This window comes from Streptomyces sp. NPDC007084, assembly GCF_040703595.1.
GTDB lineage: Bacteria > Actinomycetota > Actinomycetes > Streptomycetales > Streptomycetaceae > Streptomyces.
On the sequence record NZ_JBEYFY010000007.1, the window covers coordinates 78,124 to 101,116 of the forward strand.

Here is a 22,993-nt window from a genome sequence, read left to right on the forward strand (position 1 = left end):
GGGGCGAACAGCGATGAGTACGGCGCAGGAGACGCCCGGCAGCGAGACGCAGCCGTGGGCCGAGGTCACCCCGGACGCGGCGCGGCGGCTGCTGGTCGCCGCCGTGGAGGCCTTCGCCGAGCGCGGGTACCACGCGACGACCACCCGGGACATCGCGGGCCGCGCCGGCATGAGCCCGGCCGCGCTCTACATCCACTACAAGACCAAGGAAGAGCTGCTCCACCGGATCAGCCGGATCGGCCACGACAAGGCGCTCGACATCGTGCGCACCGCGGCCGACGGGCAGGGCACCGCCGCCGAGCGGCTCTCCGACGCCGTGCGCTCCTTCGTGCGCTGGCACGCGGGCCAGCACACGACCGCGCGGGTCGTGCAGTACGAACTCGACGCCCTCGGGCCCGACGCGCGCGCCGAGATCATCGCGCTGCGCCGCCAGGTGGACGCCGAGGTCCGCGGCATCATCGAGGACGGCGTCGCCGTGGGGGACTTCGACGTCCCCGACGTTCCCGGCACCACCCTCGCCGTGCTGTCCCTGTGCATCGACGTGGCCCGCTGGTTCAACGTCGACGGCCCCCGCACCCCGGACGAGGTCGGCGCGCTCTACGCCGACCTGGTCCTGCGGATGGTCGGGGCCAAAGGGTAGGGCCGCGCTCTCAGAGGTAGTAGCGCGAGACCGACTCGGCCACGCAGACCGGCTTGTCGCCGCCCTCGCGCTCGACGGTGAACGCGACGGTCACCTGGACGCCGCCCGGCACGTCGTCCACCCCGGTGATCGTCGCGGTGGAGCGCAGCCGCGAGCCGACCGGTACGGGCGCGGGGAAACGGACCTTGTTCGTCCCGTAGTTGACGCCCATCTTCACGCCCTCGACCGCGATGAGCTGCGGGCCGAAGAGCGGCAGCAACGACAGCGTGAGGTAGCCGTGCGCGATCGTCGTGCCGAACGGGCCCGCCGCGGCCTTCTCGGGGTCGACGTGGATCCACTGGTGGTCGCCGGTCGCCTCCGCGAAGAGGTCGATCCGCTTCTGCTCGATCTCGACCCAGTCGGTGTATCCCAGTTGCTCGCCCACGGCGCTCCGCAGCTCGTCGACCGTCGCGAACGTCCTCGGCTCTGCCATGTCCCTGGCCTCCCGCATCTCATACCGCATCTCAAAGTCTAAGCGACTGCTTAGCATGCTCGGGTGGGCGGCGCATGTCAACGGACCGGGCGGCCGGCGCGGTGGGTAGGTTGGGGGAGTGCCCCAGATCCCTGAGAAGATCCACGAGCTGACCGTCGGCCAGTTGTCGGCCCGCAGTGGAGCCGCCGTGTCGGCCCTGCACTTCTACGAGTCGAAGGGCCTGATCAGCAGCCGTCGCACCAGCGGCAACCAGCGCCGCTATCACCGTGACGCGTTGCGCCGGGTCGCCTTCGTACGGGCCGCCCAGCGCGTCGGCATCCCCCTCGCCACGATCCGTGAGGCGCTCGCCGAACTGCCCGAGGAGCGCACCCCGACCCGCGAGGACTGGGCCCGCCTCTCCGAGGCCTGGCGTTCCGAACTGGACGAGCGCATCAAGCAACTCGGCCGGCTGCGCGACCACCTCACCGACTGCATCGGCTGTGGCTGCCTGTCGCTGGAGAACTGCGTGCTCTCCAACCCCGACGACGTCTTCGGCGAACGCGGCACGGGCTCCCGCCTCATGGTGGAACGCACCACCCCGGTCCCGGACACCGCCGGGGGCGGGGAGGGCCATCCCGCGCGGCGGGAGGAACCGGCGGGCGACTGCCGCTGACGCGGGCCCGCGCGTGCGAGGGGCCGGGGCCGGTTCAGCGCCCGGGGCGCGTCCGGCCTCCCGGGGTGCGTGACCCGTACCGGCTACGGCCGGGGGCGGGAGTGGCCCTGGGAGCGGGCCGCCTGGTACTGGAGGAGCCCGGCCGTCACCAGCCGGGCGTTGGAATCCGCCCTTTCCCCATCCGGGAGTTCGAGGGTGTCCTCCAGGCCGATCCGGGTGGCCAGCCCCAGGCGTCCCGCCAGGCGCAGCACCGGCCAGGCGCCGCCGTCCTCGCCGTACAGCAGGACGGGACGGCCGGGGGTGCCGAGCGCGGCGAGCAGGGTGTGGGCCGAGGCCTCGGCCGTGTGCGCCGAGGTGTCCGTCACCTCGGCCAGGACCCGCAGCACCCGGGGCGCGAGCGGTGAGGCGGCGAACCGGGCGGATCCGTCCGTGCCGGACCAGATGCCGGCCTCCACGCCGATCCCGCGGTCCAGGAGGGCGGCGGCGATCTCCTCGGCGCCGGGTTCGTGCCAGTTGACCGACGCGTGGTCGGGCAGCGCGGTCCAGGAGCGGACCCGCTCCACCCGGTCCGCCGGGTCGGGCTCGGCCCAGGCGCCGGTGGTCACGCCGACGGGGACGGCGACCCGGGCCCGGATCGCTTCGAGCGTGGCCGCCAGCACGCGCGGCGACAACGTGTCCTGCCCGCAGGGGGTCTTGGGGTGGACATGGATATCGGAGGCCCCGGCCGCCACCGCCTCGGCGGCGGCCCGTGCGAGGGCCTCGGGGGACATCGGCACGGCGGTCCCGTCGGCTGTGCCGCGGGCTCCATTCAGACAGACCTGCACCATCCCCCGATAGTGCCGGACCCCACTCCCGGCCGCGGCCAGGCCCGCATGCCCCACCGACGACATCCGGCCACAGCCGAACCCGCACCGGCCCCCTCGGGCAACCACCAACGGGAACCCGCCGCATCCGCACCCGTACCGGCCCTCCGGGCGCGCGCACGGCCCTTCCGGTCGGCACCCGCAGGGGCCTTCTGGCCCGCCCTCGCCCCGGTCCCGTCGGCGGGCGCCCGCACGGCTCCCTCCGGCCGGCACCCGCTGTGACCCGCCCCTTCCCGCGCCACCGCCCCTCTCCCGTCCGTGGCGGGAACCGCGTGTCCGGGCCGGACCTCCGCTCCGTGGGCGGCGGCCCGCGCGCGGCCCCCTCGTGTGCCGTTCAGGCCGGGCGGGCGCTCACGCGGAGACGAGCAGTCGGCCGCGCCTGGCCCCCGCCAGGGCTTCCGGGGTCAGGACGGGCCGGGGCACCACGATGCCGCAGCTCGTGCAGACGGGGCCCGACGAGGGTTCGTGGGCCAGGTCGTACATCCACAGGAGGTTGTCCCCGGCGCACACCGGGCAGACATCGCCCGGCTCGCGCTCCAGCGCGGCGATCAGCCGGCGCAGCACCTCGGCGAGGGACTCACGGGGATGGACCCGGGGATCGTCGCACCACGCGACCCCGAAGCCGCCCCAGGTCAGCCGGTGCCAGTCGTCGACACTGCCCGGCCTGCGCAGCCCGTCGTGCTTCTCCTTCCTGCGGCGCTGCGCGAACTCCACCTCATAGGCGAGCCAGACGGAGCGGGCCTCCTCCAGCTCCTCCAGCGCGGCCACGAGCCGCGCCGGATCGGGGGAGCGGTCCTCGGGGCCGAACCCGGCCCGCGAACACAGATGGTCCCAGGTCGCCCGATGCCCGTACGGGGCGAACCTCTCCAGGCATTTGCGCAGTGAATACCGCCGCAGTGCCAGATCACACCGCGGATCTCGCACCTGTCTCGCCAGACTCCGGAAACCGGCCATCGCCCTGCACCTCCGTCACACCTTCACGTGTACTCCGGTCACTTCGGCGCCGTCTCGTACGGACGTCGCCGAGTAGACGTATCGACACACGATTCGGCTCCATCCGTTTTTCGATGACTGCCATAAGCCACCCGCCGAGTGCCCTCGGTCCGCCTCCCCTTGCCGTCGGCCGCCCGCAGGCGGGTCCATGGTCGCGACGCGTCCTCAAAACTGACGCATGTTCACCTTCAATCGCGGGGATACCGGCGGTAACGTCGGCCCACCCCAATCGGTAGGAGCTGACATGCCACCGAGCACCTCACGCACCACCCTGGACAGACTGAGAACTCCCCGCAGATTCCCCAAGTTCCTCAAGGCCGCTTCCCTATGCGTGCTCATTGCCGGACTTTTGTCGCCGCTTTCCCCGGCCGCCGCCGCCGACACCTCGGCATCGGCCGCGGCGAACGACTACTGCGGCGGCCGGTGTTCGGACATCCTGCCGCCGGGCCAGAACGGCAACGCGACCCTGGCGGAGATCCTGCTCAACCAGGCCTTCGGCACCCAGCCCGGCCACGCGGAGGACCAGCTCACCCCGTACGGCAACCTCGCCTCCGGCTATCCCGCGCTCACCGACGCGAAGATCAACGACTTCTTCAACGACGCCTCCTTCGGCGTCGCCCCCGGCCAGGTCGCCTCGACCACCAAGCCGGGCGGACGCGGCGACGTGACGATCGTCCGTGACAAGAAGACGGGCGTTCCGCACATCACCGGCACCACCCGCTACGGCACCGAGTACGGCGCGGGGTTCGCCGCCGCCCAGGACCGGCTGTGGCTCATGGACGTCTTCCGGCACGTCGGCCGCGGCCAGCTCACCGGCTTCGCCGGCGGCGCCCCCGCCAACCAGGGCCTGGAACAGGAGTTCTGGCGCAACGCCCCCTACACCGAGGCCGACCTCCAGGCCCAGATCGACAACGCCACCGGCAACGCCGGAGCCCGCGGCGCCCAGGCCCTCGCCGACGCCAAGGCCTACCTCGACGGCGTCAACGCCTACATCGACGCCTCCGACAGCGGCCGCTACTTCCCCGGCGAGTACGTCCTGACCGGCCACAAGGACGCCATCACCAACGCCGGCACCATCGACCACTTCAAGCTCACCGACCTGGTCGCGCTCGCCTCCGTCATCGGCTCGCTGTTCGGTTCCGGAGGCGGCGGCGAGGTCGACAACGCGCTCTCGCTGCTCGCCGCCCAGTCCAAGTACGGCGTCACCGAGGGCACCAGGGTCTGGGAGTCCTTCCGCGAACGCAACGACCCGGAAGCGGCCCTGACCGTCCACAACGGCGAGAGCTTCCCGTACGGCGGCAAACCGGACACCGCACAGGGCCAGGCGCTCCCCGACGCCGGATCGGTCACCCAGGAGCCGCTCGTCTACGACCGCACCGGCAGCGCCAGGTCCGCGAGCGCGACCGGCGCCTCCGCCGGCGCCGCGAAGAGCACGCTCGGCTCGGCCAGGCGCGGCATGTCCAACGCCCTTGTGGTCAGCGGCAAGCACACCGCGAGCGGCCACCCCATCGCCGTCTTCGGCCCGCAGACCGGCTATTTCGCGCCACAGCTCCTCATGCTCCAGGAGATACAGGGCCCGGGTCTCAGCGCCCGCGGCGCCTCCTTCGCGGGCCTGAGCATGTACGTCGAACTGGGCCGCGGCCAGGACTACGCGTGGAGCGCGACGACCTCCGGCCAGGACATCATCGACACCTACGCCGTCGAACTGTGCCAGGACGACTACCACTACCTGTACCACGGCACCTGCACGGCGATGGACAAGGTCGAGCGGACCAACTCCTGGAAGCCGACCGTCGCCGACGGCACCGCGGCCGGCTCCTACCGGATGCAGGTCTACCGGACCAAGTACGGCCCCGTGGAGTACCGGGCGACCGTCGGCGGCAAGAAGGTCGCCTACACCACCCTGCGCTCGTCGTACATGCACGAGGCCGACTCGATCATCGGCTTCCAGATGCTCAACGACCCGGACTACGTGAAGAGCCCGGCGACCTTCCAGAGCGCGACCCAGCACATCAACTACACCTTCAACTGGTTCTACGCCGACTCCGCGCACACCGCCTACTACAACAGCGGGGACAACCCGGTACGGGCGAGCGGCGTCGACGCCGAGTTCCCGGTGTGGGCGCGGGCCGCGTACGACTGGCAGGGCTGGGACCCGGCCACGAACACCGCCGCGTACACCCCGCCCTCCCAGCACCCCAACTCCGTCGACCAGGACTACTACATCTCCTGGAACAACAAACAGGCCAAGGACTACACGACGGCCTCCTGGGGCGACGGCTCGGTGCACCGCGGCGACCTGCTGGACGACCGGGTGGCGAAGCTGGTCGCGGCCGGCGGGGTGACCAGGACCGCGCTGGTGAAGGCCATGGCGGACGCCTCCCTCGCCGATCTGCGCGCCGAGGACGTGCTCCCCAACCTGCTGAAGGTGGTCAACAGTTCGCCGGTCACCGACCCCACCGCCGCCGCGGCGGCGGGCAAGCTGAGCGCCTGGCTCACGGCGGGCGCCAAACGCACCGAGACCTCCGCCGGTTCGCACACCTACGCCGACGCCGACGCGATCCGCGTCCTGGACGCCTGGTGGCCGCTGCTGGTCAAGGCGGAGTTCCAGCCGGGGCTCGGCGACGGCCTGTACAGCGCGTTCGGCAACAACCTGCCCATCGACGAGGCCCCGTCCGCCGGACACGGGCCGACCGGATCACACGCCGGAAGCTCCTTCCAGTACGGCTGGTGGAGCTATGTCGACAAGGACATCCGGGCGGTGCTGGGCGAGACCGTGCGGGGCGGCCTGGCACGCGAGTACTGCGGCGACGGCAGCCTCGGCGCCTGCCGGGACGTCCTGGTCAGCACGTTGAAGGAGGCGGCGGGCAAGAGCGTGGCCACCGTCTACCCCGGCGACGACCAGTGCTCGGCCGGCGACCAGTGGTGCGCCGACTCGATCGTCCAGCGGACGCTCGGCGGCATCAAGCACGGCAAGATCACCTGGCAGAACCGGCCGACCTACCAGCAGGTCGTCGAGTTTACGAGTCACCGGTGAGCACCCGGCCGCGCCGTCGGGCGCGGCCGGCCCCACCACAGGGCCGGGGGCGGACCGCGCAGGCGGCCCGCCCCGCGTCCCAAGGGCCAACGGGCCCGGCGGACAAGGGCGGCCGGCCGGCCGGCGCCATGCCGGACGGCCGGGCCTCGGGATCACCGGTACAGCAGGTACTCCTTGCGGGTCCGCCGGAACGCGCGGAGTTCGTCCTGCCAGGCCGCCACGACCTCGTCCGTGCTCGCCCCCGCGTCGATCATCGTGCGTACCTGTGTGGACCCGGTCAGCTTGTCGATCCAGTTGTCGGAACGCCAGGCGAACCCGCTCCAGACCCTCCGGGCGGTCACCAGGAGGGCGATCCCGGTGCGGACCGGGTCGTACGCCGCCCGGTCGTGCACATGGATCTGCACGCCCCCGATGGTCTTGCCCTCGAACTTGGAGAACGTCGGGGCGAAGTACGCCTCCCTGAAGTGCACGCCGGGCAGGCCCAGTTCACCGACGGCGGCGGCCCACCGCCCGTCCAGGCCCTCCGCGCCCAGCAGTTCGAAGGGCCGCGTGGTGCCGCGCCCCTCCGACAGGTTCGTCCCCTCGAACAGACAGGTCCCCGAGTACACGAGCGCGGTGTCGGCGGTCGGCATGTTCGGACTCGGCGGCACCCAGGGCAGCCCCGAGACGTCGTAGAAGTCGTCGCGCCGCCAGCCCGACATCAGCACGGTGTCCAGCTCGACGGGCCGCGCGAGGAACTCCCCGTTGAACAGCCGGGCCAGCTCCGCCACCGTCATCCCGTGCGCCTGCGCGATCGGCTGCCGGCCGACGAACGTGGCGAACTCCTTGTGCAGCACCGGCCCGAGAGCCGCCCGGCCGGTGACCGGGTTCGGCCGGTCGAGCACCACGAAGCGCTTCCCGGCGAGCTGGGCCGCCTCCATGCAGTCGTACAGCGTCCAGATGTACGTGTAGAACCGCGCCCCGGCGTCCTGGATGTCGAACACGACCGTGTCCACGCCGGAGGCCGTGAAGACGTCGGCGAGGGGCCGGCCGCTCTTCAGGTACGTGTCGTAGACGGGCAGTCCGGTCGCCGGGTCGTCGTAGCGGCCCTCGGAACCGCCCGCCTGCGCGGTGCCCCGGAAGCCGTGCTCGGGCCCGAAGACGGCGGTCAGGTCCACCCGGTCGTCCGCGTGCATGACGTCCACGATGTGCCGGACGTCGCGGGTGACACCGGTCGGGTTGGTCACCACGCCGACCCGGCCGCCGCCCAGCGCGGCGTACCCGGAGGCGGCGAGCCGCTCGAAGCCCGTGCGGAGCCGGGAGCCGGGATGCGCGGCCCGCGGCGCCGCCTCCGCGGGCAGCGGGCTCAGCGCCGCCGCGGCGGTGCCGGCCGCGAGCAGTGACCGTCGGGACATGCGCATGGTGTGACCTCCGTGATCGCGGAAGGTGGGCACGTGCACGCTAGAGGCTCACGGCCGAAGTTCGTAGACCGCCGTTCCGGTTCGTCCGTCGTGGCTCGTCACACGGTCGGCGGCGGGAGCCCGGAGCCCCTTCCCCCGCAACATACCGACTGGTTAGTCTGGCGTCGCAGGAGAGCCGTGTCGCGTCGAAGGAGACCGATGGTGGGAGCCGTGCAGGGTGCGGGAGTGGTCGTCACAGGAGCGGGAGGCGGCATCGGGGCCGCGCTGGCCCGCCGCTTCGCCGCCGAGGGAGCGCGGGTCGTCGTCAACGACCTCGACGCCGCCAAGGCGAAGGCCGTCGCCGACCGGATCGGCGGGATCGCCGTCCCCGGGGACGCGTCCCTGATCGTCGAGGAGGCCCGCGACGCCCTGGGCGGCACGGTCGACGTCTACTGCGCGAACGCGGGCGTCGGCTCGGGCGGCTCCGAGGCGGCCGACGAGCAGGTGTGGGAGCTGGCCTGGGACGTCAACGTGATGGCCCATGTGCGCGCCGCCCGCGCCCTGCTGCCGGACTGGCTGGAGCGCGGCGGCGGCCGGTTCGTCTCCACCGTCTCGGCCGCCGGCCTGCTCACCATGATCGGCGCCGCCCCGTACAGCGTCACCAAGCACGGCGCGTACGCCTTCGCCGAGTGGCTCTCCCTCACCTACCGCCACCGCGGGGTGAACGTGCACGCGATCTGCCCGCAGGGCGTGCGCACCGACATGCTCGCCGCCACCGGCAGCGCGGGCGACCTGGTGCTCCAGCCGACCGCCATCGAGCCCGAGGACGTCGCCGACGCCCTGATGAAGGGGATCGAGGAGAACCGTTTCCTGATCCTGCCGCACCCCGAGGTCGCCGGGTACTACCAGGCCCGGGCCGCGGACCCCGACCGCTGGATGACGAACATGAACCACCTCCAGCAGAAGTGGGAGACGACCGAGTGACCAGCTATGCCGACCGGCCCTGGGTGGCCCTGCTCAACGACGCCCAGCGCGCCCCGGTCCACCCCGCCGACACCCTCGTGCACGCCCTCCGGGACGCCGTCGCCGCCACCCCGGACCGCACCGCCCTCGCCTACTTCGACGGACGGCTGAGCTACCGCGAGGTGGACGAGCTGAGCGACTCCGTCGCCGGCCACCTCGCCGCCCGCGGCCTCGGACGGGGCGACCGGGTGGCGATCCTGCTCCAGAACTCGCCGCAGTTCGTGCTCGCCCTGCTCGGCGCCTGGAAGGCCGGCGCGACGGTCGTGCCGGTCAACCCGATGTACAAGTCGGGCGAGGTCCGGCACGTCCTGCACGACGCCGAGGTGACCGCCCTCGTCTGCTCCGACCGCGCCTGGGACACCTATCTGCGCGACACGGCCGCCGACTCGCCCGTGCGGATCGCCTTGACCGCCTGTGAACTCGACTTCCAGAGCCGGGGCGACACCCGCGTGCTGTCCTTCGAGCGGCTGCCGCTCGACCTCGGGGCGGACGACCTGGTGGCCGTCGCCCGGCAAGGGCACCAGGCGCCGCCCGGCCGCGATCTCGGCCCCTCGGACATCGCCCTGATCAGCTACACCTCGGGCACCAGCGGCACCCCCAAGGGGGCCACCAACACGCACGGCAACATCATGTACAACGCCGAGCGGCAGCGGACCGGCCTCGCCCTGCCCGACGCGCCCGTGTACTTCGCGCTGGCCCCGCTGTTCCACATCACCGGCATGGTCTGCCAGCTCGCCGCCTGCATCGACAGCGGGGGCACGCTCGTCCTCGCCTACCGCTTCGAGGCGGGAGTCGTCCTCGACGCCTTCGCCGAGCACCGGCCGCTCTACACGGTCGGCCCCTCCACCGCCTTCATGGCGCTGGCCGCCCACCCGTCGGCCACACCGGACCACTTCTCCTCCTTCGTCAACATCTCCTCCGGCGGCGCGCCGCTGCCGCCCGCCCTGGTCGAGAAGTTCCGCGCCGGCTTCGGCCCGTACATCCGCAACGGCTACGGGCTCACCGAGTGCACCGCGCCCTGCGCCTCCGTGCCGCCCGCCCTGGAGGCGCCGGTCGACCCCGTCTCCGGGACGCTCGCGGTGGGAGTGCCGGGCCCCGACTCGGTGGTCCGCATCGTCGACGACCTGGGCCAGGAGGTCCCCTTCGGCGAACAGGGCGAGATCCTCGTACGCGGACCCCAGGTCGTGCCGGGCTACTGGCGCCGCCCCGAGGCCACCGCCGAGACCTTCCCGGACGGCGAACTGCGCACCGGCGACATCGGCTTCATGGACTCCGACGGCTGGCTCTACGTGGTCGACCGCAAGAAGGACATGATCAACGCGTCCGGGTTCAAGGTCTGGCCGCGCGAGGTCGAGGACGTCCTCTACACCCATCCCTCGGTCCGCGAGGCGGCCGTCGTCGGGATTCCCGACGGCTACCGAGGCGAGACCGTCAAGGCCTACATCAGCCTGCGCCCGGGCGCCTCCGAGGACCCCGACGCGCTCGCCGCCTGGTGCAAGGAGAGACTGGCCGCCTACAAGTATCCGCGGCAGGTGGAGATCCTGCCCGAACTGCCGAAGACGGCGAGTGGGAAGATCCTGCGTCGGGAACTGCGTTCCCGTACGGAGGACTCCCCGTAGCTCCCGGGACACGACGCTCCCGGGGGGCTCGGCGCTCCCCGGGACCGTCCCGGGACAGCCGCGGGGACGGCAGTGAACGATGATCGATGTGAACGCACGGAAGGCAGGTGGCGGCAGTGCCCAGGACGACGGACGGTGACGGTACGCCCGTCCCGCAGCGGCTGCTGGCCGCCGCCACCCGGCTCTTCGCCGAGCAGGGCTACGACCGGACCTCCGTGCAGGAGATCGTCGAGGCGGCGGGCGTCACCAAGGGGGCGCTCTACCACTACTTCGGCTCCAAGGACGACCTGCTGCACGAGGTGTACGCGCGCGTGCTGCGCCTCCAGCAGGAGCGGCTCGACGCGTTCGCGGACTCCGACGCGCCGGTGGAGGAGCGGCTGCGCGGCGCCGCGGCCGACGTCGTCGTCACGACCATCGACAACCTCGACGACGCGTCGATCTTCTTCCGGTCGATGCATCAGCTCAGCCCGGAGAAGCTCAAGCAGGTGCGGGCCGAGCGGCGGCGCTATCACGAGCGGTTCCGGGCGCTGATCGAGGAGGGCCAGAAGAAGGGCGTCTTCTCCACGGCCACCCCGGCCGACCTCGTGGTCGATTACCACTTCGGCTCGGTCCACCACCTGTCCACGTGGTACCGCCCCGACGGCCCCCTGGCCCGCCAGGAGGTGGCCGACCACCTGGCCGACCTGCTCCTGCGCGCCTTGCGCCCATAACTCCTCACGTGCCGGAGGGGCCGGAGTCTTCTCGTCCGGAGCCGGAAACTCTCAGCCCGTCCGGCGTTCGAGGACGCGGCCGTTCAGGCCGAAGCGGGTCCGGGGGCAGCGCCCCCGCAACGGGACGGGCGGGGGCGGGGGCGAAAACCCCGCCCCCGCCCCGTCGGCGTCACACGTACTTCTTGATCTCCCGCCGCGCCAGCGACCGCTGGTGCACCTCGTCCGGCCCGTCGGCCAGCTTCAACGTCCGCGCGCTCGCCCACAGCTCGGCCAGCGGGAAGTCCTGGCTCACCCCGCCCGCGCCATGAAGCTGCACGGCCTTGTCGAGGATGTCCACGACCGTACGCGGAGTGGCGATCTTGATGGCCTGGATCTCCGTGTGGGCCCCCTTGTTGCCCACGGTGTCCATCATCCAGGCGGTCTTCAGGACCAGCAGACGCAGCTGCTCGACGGCGACCCGCGCGTCGGCGATCCAGTTCTGCACCACGCCCTGCTGGGCCAGCGGCTTGCCGAACGCCGTCCGGGACACCGCCCGCTGGCACATCAGCTCGATGGCCCGCTCGGCCATGCCGATCAGCCGCATGCAGTGGTGGATCCGGCCGGGGCCGAGCCGGGCCTGCGCGATGGCGAACCCGCCGCCCTCCTCGCCCACCAGGTTCGTCACCGGCACCCGGACGTGGTCGAAGACGACCTCCGCGTGCCCGCCGTGCGAGTGGTCCTCGTAGCCGTACACCTGCATGGCGCGCCGGACTTCCAGGCCCGGGGTGTCGCGGGGCACGAGGACCATCGACTGCTGGCGGCGGATGTCGGAGCCGTCCGGGTCCGTCTTGCCCATCACGATGAAGACCTTGCAGTCCGGGTTCATCGCCCCGGAGATGTACCACTTGCGGCCGGTGATGACGTACTCGTCGCCGTCCCGCTCGATCAGCGTGGTGATGTTCGTGGCGTCGGAGGACGCCACCTCGGGCTCGGTCATCGCGAACGCGGAGCGGATCTCACCGGCGAGCAGCGGCTCCAGCCACTGCTTGCGCTGCCGCTCGTCACCGAACTGGGCGAGCACCTCCATGTTGCCGGTGTCGGGCGCGGCGCAGTTCAGCGCGGTGGGCGCCAGATGCGGGCTGCGGCCGGTGATCTCGGCGAGCGGCGCGTACTGGAGGTTGGTGAGACCGGCGCCGTACTCGGAGTCCGGCAGGAAGAGGTTCCACAGGCCCCGCCTGCGGGCCTCCGCCTTCAACTCGCCCACCACGGCGGGCGTGTCCCACGGCGAGGCCAGCAGGGCGCGCTGCTCCTCGGCGACGGCCTCCGCCGGATACACGTGCTCGTCCATGAAGGCGAGCAGCTTCCCGCGCAGCTCTTCGGTGCGCGCGTCGAATCCGAAGTCCATGACGGATCAGCCTTCCTGAAGGGTGGTCAGGCCGTGCTCGATGAAGACGGGGGTGAGTTCGCCGATGCGGTCGAAGCCCGCGCCGACGGTCTGGCCCTTGGTGTAGCGGTAGTGGATGCCCTCCAGGATCACGGCGAGCTTGAACCAGGCGAACGCCGTGTACCAGGAGACGGCGGACACGTCGCGCCCCGAGCGCGCGGCGTACCGCTCGACGATCTCGCCCGCCTCCGGGTGACCGGCCGCCGAAGCCGTCGTGCTGATGGGCGAGTCGGGAAGATCCAGGCGCGTGCTGTACATGACGAGCAGGCCCAGGTCGGTGAGCGGATCGCCGAGGGTGGACATCTCCCAGTCCAGGATCGCCCTGATCCGGTCGTCCGGGCCGATCAGCACGTTGTCGAGCCGGTAGTCGCCGTGTACGACGGTGGGCGCGGGGGAGTCCGGCAGGTCGCGCCCGAGGGCGGCGTGCAGTTCGTCGATGCCGGCCAGCTCGCGGTTGCGGGACGCGTCCAACTGCTTGCCCCAGCGCCGCAGTTGCCGGTCGAGGAAGCCCTCGGGGCGGCCGAAGTCGGCGAGTTGGACCGCGGCGGGGTCCACCGCGTGCAGTTCGACCAGGGTGTCCACCAGGCCGAGCACCGCGGCCCGCGTACGCTCCGGACCGAGCGGGGCGAGCTGGCCGGCGGTGCGGAACGGGGTGCCCTCCACGAACTCCATGACGTAGAACGGCGCGCCGAGCACCGACTCGTCCTCGCACAGCAGCACGGGGTCGGGCACCGGGACCGCCGTCGGGTGCAGCGCGCTGATCACCCGGTGCTCGCGCTTCATGTCGTGCGCGGTCGCCAGGACGTGCCCGAGCGGCGGCCGTCGTACGACCCACGTCGAGGCGCCGTCGGAGACCGCGTAGGTGAGGTTGGACCGTCCGCCCTCGATCAGCCGGCCGGTCAGCGGGCCGCTCACCAGCCCGGGCCGCTCACGGTCGAGCAGGCCGCGCAGCCGGTCGAGATCGAGACCTGGCGGGTGGTCCGGACTCATCTTTGCTCCTCAGCACACGGAAAACGGGTCGTGACCATGATGCCGACCAGTCGGTATGTCGTCCAGCGACTGTACGAAACGTGATCGGCGTCTCCCCCGGAGTGGCTGGAACCGGAGGGAGACGCCGTGGGATCGCGGGAGGTCGGCGGGGGTCGGTGGTCGTCCCGGTGGCCTTCGTGCTCGGCGCGCCCGTGGCCGTCGGGGGTGCGGAGGGGGTGGTGCGGCGGGGTGGGCCGCCGCGTCCGGGGCGGGGCGGCGGGACACCTCAGGCCATCGCCGTAGGGCGGTGCAAACCGTGTCATCGGGGATTGGCCGGCGTCGCGTGGCGGCGCCGGAGCGCCTCGCGCCCCCGGCGGTCCGGACGGCTCAGAACACCAGCGCCGCCGCGCACCCGGCCAGGGCGATCGTGCAGGCGACGGCCGCCGCCGCGTGCCGGGGGGTGAGCGGGGCGGGGCCGGCCGGACCGGCGAGGGCCAGCGCCCGGATGCGGTGGTGGGTGAGGGCGAGGAAGGTCAGCCACAGGACGCAGGTGACCGCGCAGGCCGCGATCCCGGCCGCCGAGCCGGGGTCGTGCAGGGCCGCCCTCGCCGCGAGCACGGCGACGACGGTGCTGGAGAGGGTCGTACGGCGCCAGGCGAGCCGGGTCCGTTCCGGCTGGAGCCCCGGGTCCCGCTCCTCGCGCGCCGCCGGGGTCATCCGGCCCGGCCCGCGAGGACCACGACGATCATCGCGACCGCCACGACCGCGACGGTGACGCTGAGCACCGCCGGGAAGCGCGACACCGGCAGATCCTCGCCGTGCCGCATCGCCCGCTCGCAGCGCACCCAGTGGTCGACCGCCCGCAGGGCGCAGAGCACGCCCGCCGCCAGCAGCGCCAGCGCGAGGCCCACCCGCCAGGCCCAGCGCAGATCCGGCAGGAACTGGTCCACGGCGAAGCCGCCGCCGATCAGCGCGAGCGCGGTGCGCAGCCAGGCCAGGAAGGTCCGCTCGTTGGCCAGTGAGAACCGGTAGTCCGGCGTCCCGCCCTCCTCCCGGATCTGCTGGGGCGCGAACCACAGCCGGACATTCCGCACGAGTTCGATCACGCACCGGACCCTACCCGGCGCCCCCAGGAGCCCCCGGTAGCCCCTGGAGCCTCAGTCCATCGCCCGGTAGTCCTTGAGCCGTTCGTGGGCCGCGAGGCCGTCGGGGACCCAGGTCCAGTCCGTCAGCCGGGCCTCCACCTCCGCGTCGGTGAGGAAGTCGTGCCAGGCGACCTCCTCCACCTGGGGGTCCACCGGCAGCTCGCACAGCACCTCGTAGACCGCGGACCACCAAGTGCGGCCGGCCCCGTCGTCGTACAGGAAGCGGAAGAGCGGGGTCGGCCGGGGGAGTCCCGAGACGCCCAGTTCCTCCTCGGCCTCGCGGAGCGCCGCGTCGTCGTAGGACTCGCCCGCGCCGACGACTCCGCCGACGAACATGTCGTAGAAGGAGGGGAAGACCAGCTTGGTGGCGGTGCGGCGGTGCACGAAGACCCGGCCCTCGGCGTCCCGGGCCTGGATGAACACGCAGCGGTGACGCAGCCCGCGCTCGTAGGCCTCCCCGCGCGGGGCCTGCCCGATGACCTGGTCGTTCTCGTCCACGATGTCGAGGATCTCGTCAGCGGCACTCATAGGAGCCATCCAAGCAGCCCGGGGCCGGGAACGGGACGCGGCGGCCCGTCGGCCCGGGCCCGCGCCGGGGTGGCTCAGTGCGGCTGGAGGTCCCGCGAATGCTCCGGTTCGGCCGTGCCCGAGGGCATCGCGGGGTGCATCCCGAGCAGGATGATCCCGGCGACGACCCCCGCGAGCCCGGCCGCCTGCCAGGCGAGGGCCCCCGCGTCGGTGCGGAGCTGGTCGCCGAGGAAGCCCACCCCGCAGGCGATGCCGGCGAGCGGCTGGGCGGCGGTGAGCGCGGGCAGCGACATCCGCAGCGGGGCGGTCTCGAAGGCGCTCTGGACCAGGATCAGCCCGGTGACGCCGAGCACGAGCACCGCGTACGGCTGCCAGCCGGTCAGCAGCTCGGACCAGCTCCCGTCGCCGAACCGCTGGCCGCTGACCCGGGTGAGCGCGTCCTGGAGCCCGTACAGCAGACCGGCGGCGGTGGCGAGGAGCACGGGACCGGCGCTCAGCCGGGAGCGTTTCGCGTAGGTGGTGAGCAGCAGGGCGAGGCCGACCACGATCCCGATGATCAGCCAGTGCCGCAGCGGGTCGTCGATGGCCTCACCGCCCTCCGGCTGCCCGGCCACGATGAACGCCGAGACCCCGCCCGCCAGCAGCAGGAGCCCGGCCCAGCCCTGCCGGCCCAGCGGCTGCTTGGTCTGGTGGCGGGAGAGCGCGAGAGCGAACAGGAGGTTCGTGGCGAGGAGCGGTTCCACCAGGGAGACCTCGCCCTTGCCCAGCGCGACCGCGCCGAGCACCATGCCGCACACCATGAGCCCGATGCCGCCCAGCCAGCGCGGAACCCGCACGAGGTCCAGCAGGATGCGCGGGGACAGGAAGTCGCTCAGCGGGGCGTGGGAGGCGGCGTTCTGCTGGAGCACGAAGCCGAAGCCCAGACAGCAGGCGGCGCTCACCGCGAGGACCAGTACCAGAACCGACACGCTGGGTACCTCGAAACATCGGGGTCGGGGGCCACGGTGCGTTTCCCGCCGACTCTAGTGTCATGGGCCACGGCCTGCCCCGGGACTCCGGAGAACCAGGCGGTTGACTCGGTCACCTTCCTTGCCGAAGGATCTGACCGATCAGTAACAACGGCTGGTCGCCCGTCGCGGCCGACCACCACACACACCTCCAATGTCTCATCAACCACCGACCCTGCCGATCGGTTCGTGACAAACGTCATCAAGTCGTCCCCGGGCGACGACCCGATCCGACCAGTCGGAATGCCGAGAGGACGGGCCCATGGCCTACGACGCGGACGTGATCGTCATCGGAGCGGGCCTGGCGGGACTCGCGGCGACCGCGGAGCTGGTCGACGCCGGCCGCAAGGTGATCCTCCTCGACCAGGAGCCCGAGCAGTCGATCGGCGGCCAGGCGCACTGGTCCTTCGGCGGTCTCTTCTTCGTCGACTCGCCCGAGCAGCGCCGCCTGCGGATCAAGGACAGCCACGCGCTCGCCCTCCAGGACTGGATGGGCACGGCGGGCTTCGACCGGCCCGAGGACCACTGGCCGCGCCGGTGGGCCGAGGCGTACGTCGACTTCGCGGCCGGTGAGAAGCGGTCCTGGCTGCACGGCCAGGGCGTGCGCTTCTTCCCGGTGGTCGGCTGGGCCGAACGCGGCGGCTACGACGCCACCGGGCACGGCAACTCCGTACCGCGTTTCCACATCACCTGGGGGACCGGCCCCGGGCTCGTCGCGCCCTTCGAACGCCGGGTGCGGGAGGGCGTCGCCCGCGGCCTCGTCGAGCTGCGGTTCCGCCACCGGGTCACCGGCCTGTCCCGCAGCGCCGGCTCCGTCGACACGGTCACCGGCGAGGTCCTGGAGCCGTCCGGCATCGAGCGCGGCCAGGCCAGCAGCCGTACCGTCACCGGCGCCTTCGAACTGCGGGCGCAGGCCGTGATCGTCACCTCCGGCGGCATCGGCGGCGACCACGACCTCGTCCGCGCCAACTGGCCCGAGCGGCTCGGCACCCCGCCCGAGCGGATGATCTCCGGCGTGCCCGCCCACGTCGACGGCAAGATGCTCGGGATCGCCGAGGAGGCCGGCGCGCGGCTGATCAACCGCGACCGCATGTGGCACTACACCGAGGGCATCCAGAACTGGAACCCCATCTGGGACAAGCACGGCATCCGCATCCTGCCCGGCCCGTCCTCCCTGTGGCTGGACGCCCGCGGCAACCGGCTGCCCGTCCCGCTCTTCCCCGGCTTCGACACGCTCGGCACCCTCGAACACATCATGCGCACCGGCCACGACCACACCTGGTTCGTGCTCGACCAGAAGATCATCGGCAAGGAGTTCGCGCTCTCCGGCTCGGAGCAGAACCCCGACCTGACCGGCAAGTCGGTCCGGGACGTCATCGGCCGCGCCCGCGCCGACGTGCCCGCCCCGGTGAAGGCGTTCATGGACCACGGCGCCGACTTCGTCGTGGAGAAGGACCTCGCGGCCCTGGTGCGCGGGATGAACGCGCTCACCGCGGAACCGCTCATCGACGAGGCCGCGCTGCGCCGGGAGATCGTGGCCCGCGACCGGGAGATCGCCAACCCGTTCACCAAGGACCTCCAGGTCATGTCCATCCGCGGGGCCCGCAAGTACCTCGGCGACAAGCTGATCCGCACCGCGAGCCCGCACCGCATCCTCGACCCCAAGGCGGGCCCGCTGATCGCCGTCCGCCTCAACATCCTGACCCGCAAGACGCTCGGCGGCCTGGAGACCGACCTCTCCTCGCGCGTCCTCACCGAGGGCGGCGACCCACTGGAGGGCGTGTACGCCGCCGGTGAGGCCGCCGGGTTCGGCGGCGGCGGGGTGCACGGATACCGCTCCCTGGAGGGCACGTTCCTCGGCGGCTGCCTCTTCTCCGGCCGCGCCGCGGGCCGCGCGGCGGCGGGGGCGGTCGGCTGAGCCGGGCCGGGCGGAGGTCGGCCCCGGCGGATGTCCGACCTCCCCGGGACGCTTCGGGACGATGAGGGTGACAGGGGTCAACTTCACGTCAAGCCCCGCCCGTTGACACGTGTAGCGACTTGGCCGGGCCTTGACTTGAACCTTGGCTGCGGGTTTGCTGTCCGTGATCACTCTTTGACGAACCGCGCCTGTGAGGTTGAGCAGCGGTGTCACCACCCCCGCCACCCCTGGGCCGTAGCCGCAAGCGCGCGGCCCAGGCATTCGACGCCGCGCTCGACGACGCCGAACTCGTCGCCGCCCGCGCCTCGTTGAGCCAGGGGCGCTGGACCGCCGTCCGCTCACTCCTCGCCGAGACCGGCGCGGACTGGGACCGCCGCGGACACCGCGTCACCGTCCTCGCCCAGGAGCCCGCCACCCTCGCCTGGGCCCACGACTGGCAGCTCGCCGAACCGGAGTCGCCGGACGCGGCCGTCCTGCTCGGCTGCGCCACCGTCGAGCGCGCCCTGCACGGCAAGGAGCGGCCCGAACGCGCCCGGGACGCCTGCCGGGCCGCGGCGGCGCTCGCCCCCGCCGACCCCACCCCCTGGCTGGGCCTGCTCCTGCTGGAGCGCTCGCTCGGCGCCGAGGAGGACGTGGTCCGGCTCTTCGACGAGGTGCGCCACCGACACCCCGACCACCACCACGCGCACCACCTCATGGTCGCCCGGCTCGCCGAACGCCGCGCCACCGCCGGCCAGGACCCGCTGCACGAGGTCTACGACTTCGCCAACTGGGCCGCCGAACAGGCGCCCGCCGACTCGCCGCTCGCGATCCTCCCGGTCGTCGCGCACGCGGAGCGCTTCCGGGTACTGGCCGCCGCCGGGAGCGAGCCCGCCGACCCGGTGGCCTCCGGGCACTGGGTCGGACGCCGGGCCCGCCAGGTGATGAAGGCCGCCTTCGACTGGTGGCTGGAGTGGGAGCGCGACGACCACCCGCGCCGCCTCGTGGACCTCAACTTCCTCGCCCACGCCAAGTACTGCGAGGGCCGGGGCGCCGAGGCCGCGGCCCTGTTCCACCGGATCGGCGAGCACCCCACCCCGGCTCCGTGGTCCTACCCCGACCGCGATCCGTACACCGCCTTCCGTACCGCACGCGACAGCGCGCTCGGCACGGTCTGAACGCCCCCCCCGACGACCTGACATCCGAAAGGACGACCCCGCGATGACGACGGGCAGTTCGAGCACATCGAGTACGTCGAGCACGGGAAGACCGGCCGCCGACGACGCCGGCATCAGCACCTTCAAGGGGCAGGACCGCGCCCTGCGGGCCGGCCGCCTCGGCACGGGCGGTCTGCTGCTGTCCGTCCTCGCGGCGACCGCCCCCCTCATGGTGGTCGCGGGTGTCATGCCCACCACATTCGCGGTGATGGGCATCGTCGGACAGCCGCTGCTCTTCGTCATCCTCGGCGTCGTCCTCGTGCTCTTCAGCGTCGGGTACGCCGAGATGAGCCGGCACGTCCACAACGCGGGCGCCTTCTACGCGTACATCTCACGCGGACTCGGCGGCACCCCCGGCGCCGCCGCCGCCGCGGTCGCCCTGCTCGCCTACAGCTCGCTCCAGGTCGGCATCTACGGACTCTTCGGCTTCGAGGTGTCCGGGCTCTTCGCCACCTACCTCGACACCGAGATCGTCTGGTGGATACCGGCGCTGGCCGCCGTGCTCGTCGTCGGCGCGTTGGCCTGGCTGAAGATCGACGTCAACGCCTGGGTGCTCGGCGTGCTGCTGGTCATCGAGGTGACCCTCGTCGTCGTCTTCGACGTCGCGGCCGTCGCCGACCCCGCCAAGGAAGGCCTGTCGCTGCACGCGTTCAACCCGGACACCCTCACCGGCGCGGGCATCGGCACCGCGCTGTGCTTCTGCATCGCGGCCTTCACCGGCTTCGAACAGGCCCCGGTCTACGCGGAGGAGACCAGCCGCCCGCACATCCTCGTCCCGCGCGTCATGTTCCTCGCGATCGGCTTCGTCGCCGTCTTCTTCGCGATCAGCTCCTGGGCGCTGACGGTGGCCACCGGACCCTCCTCGATCATCGGGACCTCGCAGAAGCAGAGCGCGGGACTGCTGTTCTTCCTCACCGAGTCCCGGCTCGGCTCCACCTTCACCGACGTCCTGCACGTGCTCTTCGTGACCGGCATGTTCGCGGCGCTGCTCAGCTTCCACAACGTGGTCTCGCGGTACGCCTTCGCCATGGGCCGGGAGGGGCTGCTGCCCGCCGCCTTCGGCCGGACCACCGAGTCCAGCGGCGCCCCCGGCACCGGCTCGCTCCTGCACACCGTGGTCTCCCTGATCGTGGTCGGCGGTTTCGCGCTCGCCGACGACAAGCCGACCGGCGACCCGACCGCACCCGTCCTGCACCTGTTCACCTGGGGCGGCAACGTCGGAGCGCTCGGCGTGATCGTCCTGATGGCGACCGCCTCGCTGTCGGTGATCGTGTTCTTCGTCCGCCGCGGCGCCGCCCGCGCCCAGGCCGGGCGCCTGGTCACCTCCGCCATCGCGGGCATCGCCCTGCTCGTCATCGTCGTCTACACGGTCAAGGACTTCGACGTCCTGGTCGGCACCGGACCCGACTCCGCGCTGAGCCGGCTGCTGCCCGCCCTGATCGCCCTCGCCGCGCTCGTCGGGCTCGTCCAGGGTCTCGTGCTGCGCTCCCGCAAGCCCGAGGCGCACGCCCGGATCGGGCTCGGCAACGAGGCCTTCCAGTTGGACAAGGCGGCCGAGTCCACCTCCTGAATTGGGCTCGTACGTCCTGTCCTGGGCCCGGCGCCCTGGGCAGGACGTACGCGCAGATCACGTAATACCCGACGAGCACCCGGCAGGACTGGCCTTTTGGGGGTCGCGGGTGCTCGAATCGACGGGTGAACACCGAACGGCCCGGCGAACCGGACCCCGGGCATCCGCGCCCCCGGAGCCCGGGGGACCCGCACAGCCCCCGACTGCCGAACCCGCAGGACCCGCAGAGCCCCGCGCTGTCGAACCCGCAGGACCCGCACAGTCCTCCGCTGTCGACCCCGCAGGACCCGCACAGCCCCCCGCCGTCGAACCCGCAGGACCCACACAGCCCCCCGCCGCCGAGCCCGCCGCCGCACCCGGAGGAACCGGGCAAGCCCATCGGCCGGCGCGTGCTGCTCGGCACCCTCGGACTCGGTGCCCTCGGCGTCCTGGCCGCCCCCACCCTCCAGCGCGCCATGGAGTCGTTCCTCGCCGGCGCCTCCGAGAAGGACCCCACCGGGCTGACCGGACTGCTCCCCAACGGCGGCGGCTTCCGCTACTACTCGGTGACCTCCTCCGTCCCGCACCGGAACGAGACGAACTACCGGCTCACCGTCGACGGCCTGGTCGACCGCCCCGGCAGCTACACCCTCGCCGACCTGCGCGCGCTGCCGCAGACCCGGCTCGTCCACGACGTCCAGTGCGTCACCGGCTGGCGGGTCCCCGGCACCCCCTTCGAGGGCGTCCGCCTGTCCGACCTGCTCGACGCGGCCGGCGTCCGCTCCTCGGCCGGCGCGGTCCGCTTCACCTGCTTCGACGGCGCGTACTCGGAGAGCCTGACGCTCCGCCAGGCCCGCCGCGTGGACGTCCTGGTGGCCCTGCGCATGCAGGACAAGCCCCTCGGCCACAACCACGGCGGCCCCGTCCGCCTCTACGTCGCGCCCATGTACTTCTACAAGTCCGCCAAGTGGCTCTCCGGCATCACGGTCACCGAGGACGTGCGTCCCGGGTACTGGGAGAACCGGGGCTACGACGTCGACGCCTGGGTCGGCCGTTCGAACGGACGCGACGATGAACCCACGAGCTGACGGCACCCCCGCCGTGTCCGCCGCCCCGAGCCCGTCCCGGCACGTCCGCCGCTTCACCGCGGCCGAGCGCTGGGTGCACCGCGGCACGGCCGTCCTGATGGGTCTGTGCGTGGCCACCGCCGCCTGCCTCTACGTCCCCGAATTCGCCGAACTCGTCGGCCGCCGCGAACTCGTCGTCCGGGTCCACGAATGGGCCGGACTGCTGCTCCCGGTCCCGGTCGTCGCGGGCCTCGCCTCCCGGGCGTTCCGCCGCGACCTCGGCCACCTCAACCGCTTCGGCCCGCACGACCGGGTGTGGCTGCGCGCCGCGCTGCGCCGCGACAAGCGCAGGGACTCCCGCCCGGCGGCCAAGTTCAACGCGGGCCAGAAGATCTACGCCGCCTGGATCGCCGGGGCCACCCTGGTGATGGTGGGCACCGGCCTGCTGATGTGGTTCACCCACCTCACCCCGCTGATGTGGCGCACCTCGGCGACCTTCGTACACGACTGGCTGGCGCTGACGATCGGCATCGTCCTCGCGGGCCACATCGGCATGGCGCTGGGCGACCCGGAGGCCCGCCGCGGCCTGCGCACGGGCTCGGTGAGCCGCGAATGGGCGGAACGGGAGCACCCGTTGTGGCGGCCGTGACCGTACGGCGGTGAGGGCGGGGCGGGGGCGGCCGTGACCGTACGTCCACGCGACAGCCGGTCGGGGGCGGCCCCGCCATCCCGGACCCGCCCCCGACCGGTCCGGCACCGTGGACCCGCTCCCGAAGCGGAGCTAGATGACCGGTGACAGCAAG

Annotated in this window: 21 protein-coding genes; 11 read left to right on the plus strand and 10 right to left on the minus strand. The window is 72.5% G+C overall.

Features of this window, described 5'->3' with window-relative positions:
• Positions 1-13 precede the first annotated feature (13 nt).
• Positions 14-640, plus strand: a complete 627-nt coding sequence (locus AB0912_RS09035; protein ID WP_366697285.1) for a TetR/AcrR family transcriptional regulator — start codon at positions 14-16, stop codon at positions 638-640.
• Between the two features lie 10 nt (positions 641-650).
• Here AB0912_RS09035 and AB0912_RS09040 read toward each other — a convergent pair whose 3' ends face one another.
• A complete protein-coding gene (locus tag AB0912_RS09040) occupies positions 651-1,112 on the minus strand; it encodes a MaoC family dehydratase (protein WP_366697286.1) in 462 nt (153 codons plus the stop codon).
• A gap of 118 nt (positions 1,113-1,230) precedes the next feature.
• Here AB0912_RS09040 and soxR point away from each other — a divergent pair, with 118 nt between their 5' ends.
• Positions 1,231-1,764: a redox-sensitive transcriptional activator SoxR gene (soxR, locus tag AB0912_RS09045; RefSeq protein ID WP_366697287.1), complete on the plus strand. Its 534-nt coding sequence runs from the start codon at positions 1,231-1,233 to the stop codon at positions 1,762-1,764.
• Between the two features lie 83 nt (positions 1,765-1,847).
• Here soxR and AB0912_RS09050 read toward each other — a convergent pair whose 3' ends face one another.
• Positions 1,848-2,591 carry a 3-keto-5-aminohexanoate cleavage protein gene (locus tag AB0912_RS09050; RefSeq protein ID WP_366697288.1) on the minus strand — a complete coding sequence of 248 codons (744 nt, stop codon included), beginning with the start codon at positions 2,589-2,591 and terminating at the stop codon, positions 1,848-1,850.
• Between the two features lie 387 nt (positions 2,592-2,978).
• Positions 2,979-3,581, minus strand: coding sequence for a hypothetical protein (locus AB0912_RS09055; protein ID WP_366697289.1), 603 nt, complete (start codon positions 3,579-3,581; stop codon positions 2,979-2,981).
• 283 nt (positions 3,582-3,864) lie between these two features.
• On the opposite strand from AB0912_RS09055, the gene AB0912_RS09060 reads away from it, so the two are divergent.
• Positions 3,865-6,657 carry a penicillin acylase family protein gene (locus AB0912_RS09060; protein WP_366697290.1) on the plus strand — a complete coding sequence of 931 codons (2,793 nt, stop codon included), beginning with the start codon at positions 3,865-3,867 and terminating at the stop codon, positions 6,655-6,657.
• A 152-nt stretch (positions 6,658-6,809) separates the two neighbouring features.
• Here AB0912_RS09060 and AB0912_RS09065 read toward each other — a convergent pair whose 3' ends face one another.
• Entirely contained in the window at positions 6,810-8,057 is a 1,248-nt protein-coding gene (locus AB0912_RS09065; RefSeq protein WP_366697291.1) for a DUF1343 domain-containing protein, read from the minus strand.
• 198 nt (positions 8,058-8,255) lie between these two features.
• On the opposite strand from AB0912_RS09065, the gene AB0912_RS09070 reads away from it, so the two are divergent.
• From AB0912_RS09070 to AB0912_RS09080, 3 genes are all read left to right on the plus strand, one after another.
• Positions 8,256-9,020: an SDR family oxidoreductase gene (locus AB0912_RS09070; RefSeq protein ID WP_366697292.1), complete on the plus strand. Its 765-nt coding sequence runs from the start codon at positions 8,256-8,258 to the stop codon at positions 9,018-9,020.
• A complete protein-coding gene (locus AB0912_RS09075; RefSeq protein WP_366697293.1) occupies positions 9,017-10,678 on the plus strand; it encodes an AMP-binding protein in 1,662 nt (553 codons plus the stop codon). The genes AB0912_RS09070 and AB0912_RS09075 overlap by 4 nt, the downstream gene beginning before the upstream one ends.
• 116 nt (positions 10,679-10,794) lie before the next feature.
• On the plus strand, positions 10,795-11,388 hold the full coding sequence (locus AB0912_RS09080; RefSeq protein ID WP_366697294.1) for a TetR/AcrR family transcriptional regulator: 594 nt from the start codon (positions 10,795-10,797) through the stop codon (positions 11,386-11,388).
• A 169-nt stretch (positions 11,389-11,557) separates the two neighbouring features.
• Here the strand turns inward: AB0912_RS09080 and AB0912_RS09085 are convergent, their stop codons facing one another.
• The 6 genes from AB0912_RS09085 to AB0912_RS09110 all read right to left on the minus strand — a co-directional run bounded on the left by AB0912_RS09085 (position 11,558) and on the right by AB0912_RS09110 (position 16,421).
• The gene (locus AB0912_RS09085; protein ID WP_366697295.1) at positions 11,558-12,772 is read right to left on the minus strand and encodes an acyl-CoA dehydrogenase family protein; all 1,215 of its coding nucleotides are present in this window, start codon (positions 12,770-12,772) and stop codon (positions 11,558-11,560) included.
• A gap of 6 nt (positions 12,773-12,778) precedes the next feature.
• Positions 12,779-13,801: a phosphotransferase family protein gene (locus AB0912_RS09090; protein WP_366697296.1), complete on the minus strand. Its 1,023-nt coding sequence runs from the start codon at positions 13,799-13,801 to the stop codon at positions 12,779-12,781.
• A 366-nt stretch (positions 13,802-14,167) separates the two neighbouring features.
• Positions 14,168-14,497, minus strand: coding sequence for a DUF202 domain-containing protein (locus AB0912_RS09095; RefSeq protein ID WP_366697297.1), 330 nt, complete (start codon positions 14,495-14,497; stop codon positions 14,168-14,170).
• The gene (locus AB0912_RS09100; protein WP_366697298.1) at positions 14,494-14,886 is read right to left on the minus strand and encodes a DUF202 domain-containing protein; all 393 of its coding nucleotides are present in this window, start codon (positions 14,884-14,886) and stop codon (positions 14,494-14,496) included. The genes AB0912_RS09095 and AB0912_RS09100 overlap by 4 nt, the downstream gene beginning before the upstream one ends.
• Positions 14,887-14,937: 51 nt before the next feature.
• Positions 14,938-15,453 carry an NUDIX domain-containing protein gene (locus AB0912_RS09105; protein WP_366697299.1) on the minus strand — a complete coding sequence of 172 codons (516 nt, stop codon included), beginning with the start codon at positions 15,451-15,453 and terminating at the stop codon, positions 14,938-14,940.
• A gap of 74 nt (positions 15,454-15,527) precedes the next feature.
• Positions 15,528-16,421, minus strand: a complete 894-nt coding sequence (locus AB0912_RS09110; RefSeq protein ID WP_366697301.1) for a DMT family transporter — start codon at positions 16,419-16,421, stop codon at positions 15,528-15,530.
• 301 nt (positions 16,422-16,722) lie between these two features.
• On the opposite strand from AB0912_RS09110, the gene AB0912_RS09115 reads away from it, so the two are divergent.
• The 5 genes from AB0912_RS09115 (at position 16,723) to AB0912_RS09135 (ending at position 22,839) form a co-directional block, all read left to right on the plus strand.
• Entirely contained in the window at positions 16,723-18,378 is a 1,656-nt protein-coding gene (locus AB0912_RS09115) for an FAD-binding dehydrogenase (protein ID WP_366697303.1), read from the plus strand.
• Between the two features lie 206 nt (positions 18,379-18,584).
• The gene (locus AB0912_RS09120; protein WP_366697305.1) at positions 18,585-19,535 is read left to right on the plus strand and encodes a hypothetical protein; all 951 of its coding nucleotides are present in this window, start codon (positions 18,585-18,587) and stop codon (positions 19,533-19,535) included.
• Positions 19,536-19,578: 43 nt separating this feature from the next.
• Complete coding sequence (locus tag AB0912_RS09125; protein ID WP_366697307.1) at positions 19,579-21,144, plus strand: APC family permease; 1,566 nt, start codon at positions 19,579-19,581, stop codon at positions 21,142-21,144.
• A gap of 377 nt (positions 21,145-21,521) precedes the next feature.
• Positions 21,522-22,211, plus strand: coding sequence for a molybdopterin-dependent oxidoreductase (locus AB0912_RS09130; RefSeq protein WP_366697508.1), 690 nt, complete (start codon positions 21,522-21,524; stop codon positions 22,209-22,211).
• The gene (locus AB0912_RS09135; RefSeq protein WP_366697309.1) at positions 22,195-22,839 is read left to right on the plus strand and encodes a cytochrome b/b6 domain-containing protein; all 645 of its coding nucleotides are present in this window, start codon (positions 22,195-22,197) and stop codon (positions 22,837-22,839) included. Before AB0912_RS09130 ends, AB0912_RS09135 begins: the two co-directional genes overlap by 17 nt.
• The last annotated feature ends 154 nt before the right edge of the window (positions 22,840-22,993 follow it).

What these genes read in the sequence shown, in the direction of transcription:
- AB0912_RS09035 (WP_366697285.1), top strand. Translation starts at nt 14, where the DNA reads ATGAGTACGGCGCAGGAGACGCCCGGCAGCGAGACGCAGCCGTGGGCC.
- AB0912_RS09040 (WP_366697286.1), bottom strand. Translation starts at nt 1,112, where the DNA reads ATGGCAGAGCCGAGGACGTTCGCGACGGTCGACGAGCTGCGGAGCGCC.
- AB0912_RS09050 (WP_366697288.1), bottom strand. Translation starts at nt 2,591, where the DNA reads ATGGTGCAGGTCTGTCTGAATGGAGCCCGCGGCACAGCCGACGGGACC.
- AB0912_RS09055 (WP_366697289.1), bottom strand. Translation starts at nt 3,581, where the DNA reads ATGGCCGGTTTCCGGAGTCTGGCGAGACAGGTGCGAGATCCGCGGTGT.
- AB0912_RS09060 (WP_366697290.1), top strand. Translation starts at nt 3,865, where the DNA reads ATGCCACCGAGCACCTCACGCACCACCCTGGACAGACTGAGAACTCCC.
- AB0912_RS09065 (WP_366697291.1), bottom strand. Translation starts at nt 8,057, where the DNA reads ATGCGCATGTCCCGACGGTCACTGCTCGCGGCCGGCACCGCCGCGGCG.
- AB0912_RS09070 (WP_366697292.1), top strand. Translation starts at nt 8,256, where the DNA reads ATGGTGGGAGCCGTGCAGGGTGCGGGAGTGGTCGTCACAGGAGCGGGA.
- AB0912_RS09085 (WP_366697295.1), bottom strand. Translation starts at nt 12,772, where the DNA reads ATGGACTTCGGATTCGACGCGCGCACCGAAGAGCTGCGCGGGAAGCTG.
- AB0912_RS09090 (WP_366697296.1), bottom strand. Translation starts at nt 13,801, where the DNA reads ATGAGTCCGGACCACCCGCCAGGTCTCGATCTCGACCGGCTGCGCGGC.
- AB0912_RS09095 (WP_366697297.1), bottom strand. Translation starts at nt 14,497, where the DNA reads ATGACCCCGGCGGCGCGCGAGGAGCGGGACCCGGGGCTCCAGCCGGAA.
- AB0912_RS09105 (WP_366697299.1), bottom strand. Translation starts at nt 15,453, where the DNA reads ATGAGTGCCGCTGACGAGATCCTCGACATCGTGGACGAGAACGACCAG.
- AB0912_RS09115 (WP_366697303.1), top strand. Translation starts at nt 16,723, where the DNA reads ATGGCCTACGACGCGGACGTGATCGTCATCGGAGCGGGCCTGGCGGGA.
- AB0912_RS09125 (WP_366697307.1), top strand. Translation starts at nt 19,579, where the DNA reads ATGACGACGGGCAGTTCGAGCACATCGAGTACGTCGAGCACGGGAAGA.
- AB0912_RS09135 (WP_366697309.1), top strand. Translation starts at nt 22,195, where the DNA reads ATGAACCCACGAGCTGACGGCACCCCCGCCGTGTCCGCCGCCCCGAGC.